The sequence below is a fragment of the Acidovorax sp. GW460-11-11-14-LB4 genome (assembly GCF_059423685.1).
The window spans coordinates 1-11,735 of the sequence record NZ_JBWKYJ010000105.1 but is presented as its reverse complement, the minus strand read 5'-3'; the positions used below and the strand labels follow the sequence as shown (position 1 = coordinate 11,735).

Genomic DNA, 11,735 nt, shown 5'->3' with positions numbered 1-11,735 from the left:
GGTGGGTGGGGGGCCGGTGCAGGCGCGGGCATCAGGGTATATCCGGGCGATGATTGATTAGATCAATTGATTGTGTGCCCAATACATTGCGCCCATCAACCCGGGCAGCCCTGCTGCCGGGCCCGTCTGCCCACGCTGGAGAAACCGATCATGTGGAAACCCCTTGCCACCTCTGCCCTGACCGCCGTGCTGGCCCTGTGCGCCACCCTGGCGCATGCCCAGGACACCCCGCTGCGCATCGTGGTGGGCTACGCCCCCGGCGGCGCGACCGACCGCGTGGCCCGCATCGTGGCCGACAAGCTGGGCAGCAAGCTCGGTACGCCCGTGATCGTGGAGAACAAGACCGGCGCGGGCGGCCGCCTGTCGGCCCAGGCTGTCAAAGCCGCGCCCGCCAACCAGCCCACGCTGCTGCTGGCCAACCCCGCCGTGATGCTGGTGGCACCCCTGGTGTTCCCCGATGCGGGCTACGACCCGGAGCGCGACTTCCGCCCCGTGAGCCATGTCAACAGCTATGAATTTGGCGTGGCCGTGGGCAGTGCCGTGCCGGTCAAGGAACTGCCGCACCTCATGGCGTGGCTGCGCGCCAACCCCGACAAGGCCAACTTCGGCGTGCCTGCCACGGGCAGCCTGCCGCACTTTTTTGGCCTGATGGTGGGCGACGCCGCCAAGGTGCGCGCCGAGGTGGTGGGCTACCGGGGCTCCGCGCCGCTGCTCAACGACCTGCTGGGCGGCCAGGTGCCCGTGGCGTTCGACACGTTTGACAGCCTGCTGCCCCAGCACGAGGCCGGCAAGATCCGCATCCTGGCCGTGTCGAGCGCCAAGCGCAGCCCGCTCGATGCAAAGATTCCCACCTTCAAGGAAAGCGGCATGGACCTGGCCGCCACCGGCTGGAACACCTTCTTTGCCCCGATGAGCATGCCCAAGGCCCAGGCCGAACGTTTGTCCGGTTTGATCGTGGAGGTGATGAAAGATCCGGACACGCAGCGCAAGTTCGAGACCGCCAAGATGGAGCCCGTGGTAGCGACCATGGCGCAAACCGAGGCCATGCTCAAGGCCTACCGCGCGCAATGGGCGCCGGTCGTGCAGCGCTCGGGCTTCAAACCATAGCAAGGAAGCCCCCCTGAGCGGCTGCGCCGCTTCCCCCGGAGGGGGACGGCGGCCTCGCTGCGGGGCGGCCCTTGCTTGCCGCCCCCGCCTCGGCCGCGCCTGTCGCGAAGACTGCGCGCCATGTTGAGTGAAACTGGATTTCGAGATGACCCTACCACCCCGCCCGAACATCATCTTCATCGTCGCCGACGACCTCGGCTATGCCGACCTGGGCTGCTACGGTGGGCGCGACGCGGCGTTTGGCCCCGTGTCGCCGGTGCTTGACCAGCTGGCGGCCAATGGCCTCAAGCTCACGCAGGGCTATTCCAATTCGCCCGTCTGCTCGCCCACGCGCTTTGCGTTGATGACGGCGCGCTACCAGTACCGCCTGCGCGGCGCTGCCGAGGAGCCCATCAACAGCAAGAGCCGGGGCAGCACCACGCTGGGTCTGCCGCCCGAGCACCCCACGCTGCCGTCGCTACTGCGCGCATCGGGCTACCGCACGGCGCTGATGGGCAAGTGGCACCTGGGCTACCCGCCCGCGTTCGGGCCGCTGCGCTCGGGCTACGAAGAGTTCTTCGGGCCCATGTCGGGCGGGGTGGACTACTTCACCCACTGCAGTTCCAACGGCACGCACGACCTGTACCTGGGCGAGGAGGAAAAGCAGCAGGACGGCTACCTCACCGACCTCATCACCGACCACGCGCTCGACTATGTGCAGCGCATGGCGCCGGGCGCGCAGGCGGGCACGCCGTTCTTCCTGAGCCTGCACTACACCGCGCCCCACTGGCCCTGGGAGACCCGCGACGACGAGGCGCTGGCGCAGGAGGTCAAGGGCAACCTGTTCCACCTGCACGGCGGCAACATCGAGACCTACCGCCGCATGATCCACCACATGGACGAGGGCATCGGCCGCATCATGGCGCTGCTGGAGGCAAAGGGCCTGGCGCGCGACACGATGGTGGTGTTCACCAGCGACAACGGTGGCGAGCGCTTCTCGGACAACTGGCCGCTGGTCGGCGGCAAGATGGACCTGACCGAAGGCGGCATCCGCGTGCCCTGGATCGCGCACTGGCCTGCGGTGATCGCCCCCGGCGGCGTGAGCGCGCAGACCTGCATGACCATGGACTGGTCCGCCACCATGCTCGAAGCTGCCGGGGCAGCTGCACATGCGGACTACCCACTGGACGGCCGCTCGCTGATGCCGCTGCTGCGCGATGCCAACGTGATCGATGAGCCCCCGCTGTTCTGGCGCATGAACCACCGGGGCCAGCGCGCCATGCGCCAGGGCGTGTGGAAGTACCTGCGCGTGGATGGCAACGACTACCTGTTCAACCTGGCCGACGATGAACGTGAGCGCGCCAACCGCGCGCCCGTGGAGCCCGAACGCCTGCAGACCATGCGCGCCGCGTGGGAGGCGTGGAATGTGTCCATGCCCGCTATTCCTGACGATGCCACGGTGAGCCTGGGGTACTCAGTGAAGGACATGCCGCAGCGCTGAGCCTGGCGGGCAGGTCGTCAGGAGTGTGGGCGGGAGGGCTTGCCCTGTTGCCTGCCCGGCCCGCTTGCCGGTAGATTGGGCTCCATGCCCGCCGTCGCCTCCGCGCCTTCGTCCCCCGCTGCTCTGCGCCAGTGGACCACTGACGTGGTGGCACAGCCTGCGCGCCTGGACTACTGGGTGGGTGCGATCTGCGAGGCGTTTCTGGAGATGGATTGCAGCTCCCGCGAGGCGCCGCTGTTCGGCGGGGAGCTGCAAAGCCTGCCGGTGGAGACGCTGTCCATCAACCGCGTGCGGGCCTCCACCCAGGATGTGTTTCGCACACCCGCCGGCATTGCGCGCAGCCGCCAGCTGCCCTTCTACCTGATCGGCCAGGCCGAGACCGCCTGGCATGTGCGCCAGGATGGCCATGTGGCCCACCTGCGCCCGGGCGATGTGGTGCTGCTGGATTCGGCTCGGCCTTACGAACTGCACTTTCCCGAAGGTGTGCACTGTGTGTCGCTGCAGCTGCCGCGCGCCTGGGTGGGCCAGTGGCTGCAACAGGCTGAGGCGCCCGGCCCGCGCGTGGCCTGGCGCGACCAGGGATGGGGCCAGAGCCTGGGGGCGCTGGCCGTGCAGCTGGCACGTGACCCGGCCTCGGCGCAGGCCTTGCCGCCTGCGTTGCTGTCCGACCACCTGGGCGCGCTGCTGTGCGCGGCGCTGGAGCTGCCCCAGCCACCGGCACCCACGGCGGCGCGCAGCCTGCATGCCCATCTGTGTGCGCTGATCCGGGCGCGCATCGACCAGCCGGGCCTCTCGGCCCCGGCGCTGGCGCAGGAGGCGGGTGTGTCGCTGCGCACCCTGCACCGGGCGTTTGCGGCACAGGGCCACACCTTTGCGGGCACATTGCGCGAACTGCGCCTGGCGCGGGCGGGCGAGTTGCTGCGCCGCCCCCAACTGGCCCATGTGGCCGTGGCCGAGATCGGGCGGCGCTGCGGCTTTGCCGACCCCTCGCATTTCGCACGCGCCTTCCAGCGCGCCATGGGTATGTCGCCCGCGCAGTGGCGGCGCGGCGGCTGATTCCGTCTCCCCATCCTCCGAGTCGTTGTGGTTTCGCCTTGCCGTGCTGCACGGCGGTGGAGCTTTTGGCACACCCAGCACAGCCAGCTGGCACGCACAGGCCATTCAGCACCGCCCAGTGTTTCTAAGGTAGCGGCAGGGCGGATCGCCCGGTCCTGCAACACCAACCCCAAGGAGACACACATGCCGGATACCTATGTCCTGGTCCATGGCGCATGGCACACCGGTGCCGAAATGGAAGCCACCGCCACGCACCTGCGCGCGCGCGGCCACACCGTGCACTGCCCCACGCTCGCGGGCAACAACCCCGGCGACGACCGCGCGGCCACGGGTCTCGCCGACGCGGTGGATTCGCTGGCGGCCTTCATCGACAGCCAGGGCCTGACCGATGTGCGCCTGGTGGGCCACAGCTATGGCGGCATGGTCATCAGCCACATGCCCGCGCGCTTGCCTGGGCGCATCCGCCGTCTGGTGTACTGGAACGCTTTTGTGCCGCAGCCAGGCGAATGCCTGAACGACCTGGTGCCACCCCACTACCGCGCGCTGTTCGACCAGGTCGCGGCCAGCAGCGGCAATGCCGTGTTGCTGCCGTACCCCATCTGGCGCGAGGCCTTCATCAACGATGCCGACGAGGCCCTGGCGCAAAGCACCTATGCGCTGCTCAACCCTCATCCCTACCGCACCTTCACCGAACCGGCGCAGCTGCCCGTGCCGCTGGCCGCGCTGGAGGTGGGCAAGAGCTACCTCAACGCGCAGCAGGACACCGCGCTGCCCCACAGCCTGCCGTGGCACCCGCGCCTGTCGGAGCGGCTGGGCTTGTTCCGCCTGGTGGAGTGCCCGGGCAGCCACGAACTGTGCTTTTCCGACCCGGCATCGGCGGCGCAGCACATCGAGCGGGCCGGGCGCGACTGACGGGGCCTGCGAGGGCATTGCGCCAAATTTTTGCGTCTTTTGGGCCCCAAGCGATAGATCGGTATGTGCTGGTAGCTATTAATTCAATAGCATTCCGCCCTGGCCCGCCTCCAGCAGCCGCGTGAGCAGCGGGTGCATCACCTTGCGGGCGCTGTAGATCAGGTGGAACTGCTCCTGCACGTCGGGTGCGGTACCCACCTGCACCAGCCCGTGGGTCTGGGCCAGGTGCTCGCCCAGCGAGACCGGCGCGGGCATCACGCCCATGCCGGTGGCGGCAAAGGTGCTCAGGAGGGCGCTGTCTTCAAACTCCCCGGCAATGCGCGGGCGGATGCGCTCGCGCTCCAGCCAGTGGTCGATGCGTGCGCGCATCGCGGCGTGGTCGGTGGGCAGCAGCACGGGCACCACAGCCAGGCTGTGCGGGAAGTTGTGGGCCGCCGCCTCGGCCCACAGCGGGGGCGCATACCAGGCAATGGCGCTCGTGCCCAGCAGCTGGCTGGTGGTGCGCAGGGCGGGGTTGGGCGGCGCGGCGCGGTCGGCCAGCACGGCATCGAGCTTGTGCAGCGCCAGCTCGCCCAACAGGGGCTGGAACTCGCCCTCATGGCACAGCAGGCGCAGGTGCGGCTCGTCCAGCACGGGCGTCAGCAGCCGGTGCACGGCCAGCTTGGCAATGCCGTCGGAGATGCCCAGGTTCAGCCGCAACGTCTGGCCGCTGGCGGCCTCGCGCACGCGCACGGGCAGCAATTCGCCCAGCGCAAAAATGTGGTCGGCCTCATGCAGCGCGGCCACGCCTGCGTCGGTCAGCACCAGGTTGCGGCCCTCGGTGCGCAGCAGGCTCACGCCCAGCGACTTTTCCAGCTCGCGCACCTGGGCGCTGATGGTCTGCACGGCCATGTCCAGCCGCTCGGCGGCGCGGGCGATGCCGCCCTCCTTGGCCACCACCCAGAAGTAGAAAAGATGGCGGTAGTTGAAGCTCTGGCTCATGATCTCTTTGCGGTGGGGCCGTTAAAAAAGTCTTTGGTTCGTAAAAACCGAACCAATACTACTGTGATCACAGGTTTTAAAGAAGTACCCCAGCCCCTACAGTCCGGGGCTTGGGCGTCCGGCGTGCCTGGGCGTGTGAGGGCATCTTTGGAGAAACTCGATGGAAACAATCGGAACGTGGTGGATGTGGGCGGGATTTGCCGTCTTCGTGGTCATCGCCATAGGCGTGGACCTGCTGGTCATGGAGCGCCAGGGCGCGCACAAGGTCACCATGGGCGAGGCCGCGCGCTGGAGCCTGTTGTGGTTCTCGCTGGCCTTTGTGTTTGTGGCCATCCTGTGGTGGTACCTGGACAGCAGCCAGGGGCGCGAGATCGCCAACACGGTGTCCATGCAGTTCATTACCGGCTACCTGGTGGAGAAGAGCCTGTCGGTGGACAACATCTTCGTCTTCCTGATGCTGTTCAGCTACTTTGCCGTGCCGCCGCAGTACCAAAAGCGCGCGCTCATCATCGGCATCATCGGCGCCATCGTGCTGCGCACGCTGCTCATCCTGGCAGGCGCCTGGCTGCTGGCCACCTTCCACTGGCTGCTGTATGTGTTCGGTGCGTTCCTGGTCGTCACGGGCGTGAAGATGTGGTTTGCCGCCGGGCAGGAGCCTGACATCGCCACCAACCCGGTGCTCAGGTTCCTGAAAAAGCGCATCCGCATCACCGACCAGTTCGACGGCGAAAAGCTCTCGACCCTGATCAACGGCGTCAAGCACTACACCCCGCTGTTCGTGGTGCTGATCCTGATCGGCACGACCGACATCATCTTTGCGGTGGACAGCATCCCGGCGATCTTCGCCATCACCAGCGACCCGTTCATCGTGCTCACGGCCAACATCTTTGCCATCCTGGGTCTGCGTGCGCTGTACTTCCTGCTGGCAGACCTGGCCGACCGTTTCCACCTGCTGGCCTACGGCCTGGCACTGGTCCTGGTTTTCATCGGCGGCAAGATGTTGCTCATCGACTTTGTGAAGATTCCGATTGGCTATGCCTTGCTGGTCACGGCCACGCTGATCGCCGGGTCGATCTTCCTGTCGCTGCGCAATTCGGGCGAGGCCGCCAAGGGCGCCCCACCCGCACTGCCCCCCAAGGCCTGATCGCTGCCGAACCTGGAGACCACAACCATGGATCTGATCGAATCGGTGATGCTGTGCATGTTGTTGGGACTGGTAGGGGCCACTGCCATGGCCTACCACGCTGAGAACGAGCCGCGCGACGTGAACCTTCTGATGGGCCTCACCGCCTTGTGGGGCGCCGGCACTGCGGTAGCCTTCGTCGCATGATGCAGCCGCTGTGTCGCTTGCGCCGCTGGCTGCGCGCGCTGGAGCCCCGGGCCCGCCAGCTGCTGGACCGCAGCTGGCTCGCGCAGTTCCAGCCCTGGCTGGAGCGGCGTGCGCTGTTCCGCTTTCAGCGCCAGCCGCTGGCGCGCGGGGTAGCGGCGGGCATGTTCTGCGGCCTGATCCCCGGGCCGCTGCAGATCCCGGGCACGCTGCTGGTGTGCGCCTGGCTGCGCGGCAACGTGGTGGCTGGGGGCGTGGCCACCTTCTATACCAACCCGCTCACCACGGTGCCGCTGTATGTCATGGCCTTCTACCTCGGGGCGCTGGTGATGCCCGGCGCGCAGACGCTGCCCGCCTGGAGCAGCGTGGCGCCGGGCGGGGAGTTCACGGTGCAGGCCCTGGGCACCTGGATGCAGGCACTGGGCGCGCCGCTGCTGATTGGCCTGCCCACCCTGGGGCTGCTGCTCGCAGCACTGGGCTACGCCACCGTGCAGTTGCTATGGCTGGCCCCCGCGCTGCACCGCAAGCGCCGGCTGGCACGCTGCCGATCAGCCGCTGCGTAGCGTGCGAATCGGCGCTACCCACTTTCCGAGGCGCGAGGCTCGGCAGAGCCTAAAGTCCACAGGCGGCGATACTGGCGAGCGGCCATCGCCAGTGCCACCGTGGAACTGGCTTCGCCAGGCCACGGGTGGCGTCCCCCTGAGGGGAAGCGGCGCAGCCGCTCAGGGGGCTCAATCCAGCTTGACACCCACCTTGGTGATGACGCGGCCCCACTTCTCCCGCTCGGCGCGCGCAAAGCTGCCCATCTGGGCAGCGGTGCCGGGCATGGGCTCCACGCCCAGGGCCTGCAGGCGCGCCTTGGTGCGCGTGTCGGCCAGGGCCGTCTGCAGTGCCTTGCTGAAGCTGGCCACCACATCGGCCGGTGCGCCGGTGGGCACCACCAGGCCTTGCCACGCAAAGCCTTCAAACCCCTGCAAGCCTTGTTCGGAAATCGTGGGCACATCGGGCATGGTCGCCACGCGCTGGGGGCTGGCGACGCCAATGGCGCGCACCTTGTTGCCCGCGAGGAACGGGTACACCGTGGCACTGTCGATCCACATCGCGGACACCTGGCCGCCAATCACGTCCTGAATGGCCGGTGCTGCGCCGCGATAGGGCACATGCGTGAGCTTGAGACCGCTCTGCTCGCGGAACAACTCGCCCACCAGGTGGTGCGGGCTGCCCGGCCCGGCCGAGGCCCAGTTCACGCCATCGGCCTGGCCCTTGGCCCAGGCCATGAACTCCTTGAGGTTCTTGGCCGGCACGCTGTTGGATACCACCAGGAACATCGGGAAGCGCACCAGCAGCCCTACGGGCTGGAAGTCCTTTTCGGCGTTGTAGGCCAGCTTGCTGAACAGGAACGGGTTGGCCGCCAGGGTGGCGAAGTCGGCCGAGAACATCAGGTTGCCGTAGTCCTTGTTGCGCGCGGCGTACTCTGCGGCGATGTTGGTGCCCGCGCCGGGCTTGTTGTTGATGATGATGGGGCGGCCCAGCGTGGCCGACATGGATTCGGCAATGGTGCGCGCCACGATGTCCGAGCCGCCGCCCGCCGCGTAGCCCACCACCCATTCGAGTGGCTTGGAATCCTGGGCGTGGGCCAGGGGCAGTGTGGTGGCCAGTGCCAGGCCCGCAAGGGTGGCGAGGAAATATTTGCGCTGCATGGTGGTGTTGTCTCCGTAGTGGTCAAAGTTCAAGGCGGGTCGGACCCCGCACCGTCTGCGCGGTGCTGAAGTGCCAGGTGAAAAGGTGCGGGCTAGGCCGCCACCGCGTGGGTGGGCACCACGGGCGTGATGGCCGGGGTGGTGCGCCGGTCGGCCGTGGGCACGGCACTGCCGCGCGCCAGTTGCAGCGCGTGCTGCAGCGTGGACTGGTCGCCGATGTGGTTGGCCAGCAGCAGCACCAGGCGTGCGTTCATGGCGTGGCTCTCGGGCGTGGACAGGCCCTGGTGCGCGGCAATCAGCGCTTCATAGAAGTCGTCGCAGGCCTGCAGGTTCGGTTGGGTGTTCAGCATGGGCATGTTCTTAGTCGTCTTCCTGGTCAGACGGCTGCGGCCGTGGCACGGGCCAGCGCGCTGCGCACGGCCGCTTCGGTGGGCGTGCGCCAGCGTGCGCACACATGCTGGTCGGGCCGCACCAGGTACACGGTGCGCGGCAGCGCATCCAGCCGCTGTGCGGCCAGGGCCTGGTGGTCGATCACGTCGATGCCGATCTGCAGCACCTTCACATCGGGCAGGCCATAGGCCCAGGCAGGGGCCGGGCCAAACACCAGCAGCGTGAAGTCCGGCCCCAGCTCGCGCAGCAGCCAGGTGGGCTGGCTTTGCTTTGTCAACGGCGCATCCAGCAGCACGGCGCCGGGCACCTGCGTACCCGCAAACGCATCGGTGTCGGGCGTGTTCAATGGCGATGCATGCAGCGTGGCCGGTACCGACAGGCGGCCGCTGTTGACGATGCGCCGCGCAAACGCATGTTCGCGTGCCAGGTGCAGTGCCGCGTCGCGGAACAGGCGGCTCACCTCGCTCTTGGGCGTGATGAAGTCGGTGGCGCGGGTGGAGTTGCACAGGTTCTCATCGGCCGCGTATTCACGCTCGGGGCCATAGGTGCTCACCAGCGCGGGGCTGGCGCGGCCCTGGAGCACCCAATCGAGCTTCCAGGCCAGGTTCTCCGCGTCCTGCACGCCGCTATTGGCACCCCGTGCGCCAAAGGGCGAAACGCCGTGGGCGCTGTCGCCCGCGAAGACGACGCGGCCGTGCACGAACTGGTCCATGCGCAGGCAGGCAAAGGTGTAGACGCTGGCCCAGTCCAGCTCAAACTGTGCATCCGCACCCAGCAGCGCCTTCACGCGCGGGATGATGTTTTCGGGCTTCTTTTCTTCCTCGGGGTCGGCGTCCCAGCCCAGCTGGAAGTCGATGCGCCACACGTTGTCGGGCTGGCGGTGCAGCAGCACGCTCTGGCCCGGGTGAAAGGGCGGGTCGAACCAGAACCAGCGCTCGGTGGGGAAGTTCGCCTCATCCGCCAGCTTCACGTCGGCGATCAGGAAGCGGTCCTGAAAAATGCGCCCCTTGCTCTCCAGCCCCAGCATCTGCCGCGTGGGCGAGCGCGCGCCGTCGCAGGCCACCAGCCATTGCGCGTCGATCTGGTAAGCGCCCTCGGGCGTGTCGATGCTCAGCAGTGCGCCGTCCGCGCGGCTTTGCACGGCCGTCACCTTGTTGTGCCAGCGGATGTCGATGCCCGGCAACTGCAGCGCACGCTCTACCAGGTAGGCCTCGGCGTAGTACTGCTGCAGGTTGATGAACGCGGGGCGCTCGTGGCCCTCTTCGGGCAGCAGGTTGAACTCATAGAGCTGCTCGTCTTTGAGGAACACCTTGCCCAGGTTCCACGACACGCCCTTGTCCACCATGTGCTGGCCCACGCCCAGGCGGTCCCAGATTTCGAGCGTGCGCTTGGCAAAGCAGATGGCGCGCGAGCCGATGGAGAGCTTGTGGTCGTTGTCCAGCACCACCACACGCTGTCCGCGCTGGGCCAGGTCGATGGCGAGTGACAGGCCCACGGGACCTGCGCCGATGACCACGACAGGGTGCTGCGCAGGCGTCGTGCGGTCCTGATCGGGCGAGCGCACATAACCAAAATCGAGGGCCTGCACCTCGGCACCGCTGGCGTGGAAGGCTTCGGCGGGAATGTCTCTGGGGTTCATGTTTTTGTCTCCTCCAACCTCGGCAGCTCAGCCTTCTAACGCCTTCCACATCTGGATGTCGCGCTCGGCGGTCCAGATGCGTGGGTCGGGGTACTGCGTGGCCTCGTCGTAGGCACGGGTCACGTCAAACGGCATGCAGTGGTTGAAGATCACCCAGTGGCCGTACTTGGGCTGCAGCTTGGCAAACGTGGCTTCGTACACCTTGCGCAGGTCTTCACCCTTTGCCGCACTGGCCTTCACGCTCTCGTACAGGTCGCTGATGAAGGCGCGTGTGCCCGCCAGGCCTGCCTGCACCTGCTCGGGCGTCTGTAGCGCGGCGCCCCGGCCGGGCACGAGCTTTTCGGGCTTCAGCGCGGCGATGTTGTCCAGCGTCTGGGGCCAGTCCTGGAAGTACGCATCGCCCGCATACGGCGTGGCGTCGAACTCCACCAGGTCGCCGCTGAACAGGATCTTTTCCTGCGGCAGCCAGGCCACCGTGTCGCCCTTGGTGTGGCCCCGGCCCAGCTGCAGGATCTGCACCTCCAGCTTGCCCAGCCACAGGGTCATCTTTTGGTTGAAGGTCATGGTGGGCCAGGTCAGGCCGTCGGGCACGCTCTCCACGTTCTGGAACAGGCGCGGAAAGCGGCCGATCTCGCTGTCCTTGTCGAACTGGCCGCGCTCCACGATCAGGTCGCGCGTGTCCTCGCTGGCAATGATGTGCTCGGCACCGTAAGCGCTGGCCCCCAGCACGCGCACGGCGTGGTAGTGGGAGAGCAGCACGTATTGGATGGGCTTGTCCGTCACCTCGCGGATGCGGCGGATCACGTCCTGCGCCATCACGGGCGTGGCCTGGGTGTCGATGACCATCACCGCGTCGTCGCCAATGATGATGCCGGTGTTGGGGTCGCCCTCGGCCGTGTAGGCATAGGCGTGGTCGGAGAGCTTGTCGAAGCTCACCTTCTTCACTTCGAGGTCGGCGGCGGAGGCAAAAGTTTTGACGGTGCTCATGGTGATGATTTGTTAATGGTGAATGCGTTTATCTAAACGGAATGCGTTGATGTTAGGCAAGAAGTTTGTTTATGTCTAACGCATTTGTTTAGGTGTAAACCCGAAGGGGGTGTGGACGCTGCGCTGCGTGGACAATCGCCCCATGCCCACCACGAC

12 protein-coding genes are annotated in these 11,735 nt (G+C 67.2%); 7 read left to right on the top strand and 5 right to left on the bottom strand.

What is annotated here, in order from left to right:
- Positions 1-150 precede the first annotated feature (150 nt).
- The 4 genes from AC07X4_RS22700 (at position 151) to AC07X4_RS22685 (ending at position 4,555) form a co-directional block, all read left to right on the top strand.
- Positions 151-1,107, top strand: a complete 957-nt coding sequence (locus AC07X4_RS22700; RefSeq protein ID WP_440596619.1) for a tripartite tricarboxylate transporter substrate-binding protein — start codon at positions 151-153, stop codon at positions 1,105-1,107.
- Positions 1,108-1,252: 145 nt separating this feature from the next.
- Positions 1,253-2,587 carry a sulfatase family protein gene (locus AC07X4_RS22695; protein WP_494741401.1) on the top strand — a complete coding sequence of 445 codons (1,335 nt, stop codon included), beginning with the start codon at positions 1,253-1,255 and terminating at the stop codon, positions 2,585-2,587.
- Between the two features lie 84 nt (positions 2,588-2,671).
- Positions 2,672-3,643 (top strand): helix-turn-helix domain-containing protein, encoded by a 972-nt coding sequence (locus AC07X4_RS22690; RefSeq protein ID WP_494741400.1) that lies wholly within the window; start codon positions 2,672-2,674, stop codon positions 3,641-3,643.
- A gap of 183 nt (positions 3,644-3,826) precedes the next feature.
- Complete coding sequence (locus tag AC07X4_RS22685; RefSeq protein WP_494741399.1) at positions 3,827-4,555, top strand: alpha/beta hydrolase; 729 nt, start codon at positions 3,827-3,829, stop codon at positions 4,553-4,555.
- 78 nt (positions 4,556-4,633) lie between these two features.
- Here the strand turns inward: AC07X4_RS22685 and AC07X4_RS22680 are convergent, their stop codons facing one another.
- Complete coding sequence (locus AC07X4_RS22680; RefSeq protein ID WP_494741398.1) at positions 4,634-5,536, bottom strand: LysR family transcriptional regulator; 903 nt, start codon at positions 5,534-5,536, stop codon at positions 4,634-4,636.
- A gap of 160 nt (positions 5,537-5,696) precedes the next feature.
- Here AC07X4_RS22680 and AC07X4_RS22675 point away from each other — a divergent pair, with 160 nt between their 5' ends.
- Genes AC07X4_RS22675 through AC07X4_RS22665 form a run of 3 tightly spaced genes read left to right on the top strand, consistent with a single transcriptional unit; the run spans position 5,697 to position 7,426 of the window.
- Entirely contained in the window at positions 5,697-6,680 is a 984-nt protein-coding gene (locus AC07X4_RS22675; protein ID WP_056065578.1) for a TerC family protein, read from the top strand.
- A gap of 27 nt (positions 6,681-6,707) precedes the next feature.
- Positions 6,708-6,866 (top strand): hypothetical protein, encoded by a 159-nt coding sequence (locus tag AC07X4_RS22670; protein ID WP_494741397.1) that lies wholly within the window; start codon positions 6,708-6,710, stop codon positions 6,864-6,866.
- Positions 6,863-7,426: a DUF2062 domain-containing protein gene (locus AC07X4_RS22665; protein ID WP_494741396.1), complete on the top strand. Its 564-nt coding sequence runs from the start codon at positions 6,863-6,865 to the stop codon at positions 7,424-7,426. The genes AC07X4_RS22670 and AC07X4_RS22665 overlap by 4 nt, the downstream gene beginning before the upstream one ends.
- Before the next feature lie 168 nt (positions 7,427-7,594).
- Here AC07X4_RS22665 and AC07X4_RS22660 read toward each other — a convergent pair whose 3' ends face one another.
- The 4 genes from AC07X4_RS22660 to AC07X4_RS22645 all read right to left on the bottom strand — a co-directional run bounded on the left by AC07X4_RS22660 (position 7,595) and on the right by AC07X4_RS22645 (position 11,579).
- Positions 7,595-8,563, bottom strand: coding sequence for a Bug family tripartite tricarboxylate transporter substrate binding protein (locus AC07X4_RS22660; protein WP_494741395.1), 969 nt, complete (start codon positions 8,561-8,563; stop codon positions 7,595-7,597).
- A 92-nt stretch (positions 8,564-8,655) separates the two neighbouring features.
- Positions 8,656-8,913: a DUF2783 domain-containing protein gene (locus AC07X4_RS22655; protein ID WP_488842758.1), complete on the bottom strand. Its 258-nt coding sequence runs from the start codon at positions 8,911-8,913 to the stop codon at positions 8,656-8,658.
- 26 nt (positions 8,914-8,939) lie between these two features.
- On the bottom strand, positions 8,940-10,592 hold the full coding sequence (locus AC07X4_RS22650; RefSeq protein ID WP_494741394.1) for an FAD-dependent oxidoreductase: 1,653 nt from the start codon (positions 10,590-10,592) through the stop codon (positions 8,940-8,942).
- Positions 10,593-10,619: 27 nt separating this feature from the next.
- Positions 10,620-11,579, bottom strand: coding sequence for an MBL fold metallo-hydrolase (locus tag AC07X4_RS22645; RefSeq protein WP_490407437.1), 960 nt, complete (start codon positions 11,577-11,579; stop codon positions 10,620-10,622).
- Positions 11,580-11,735: the final 156 nt, after the last annotated feature.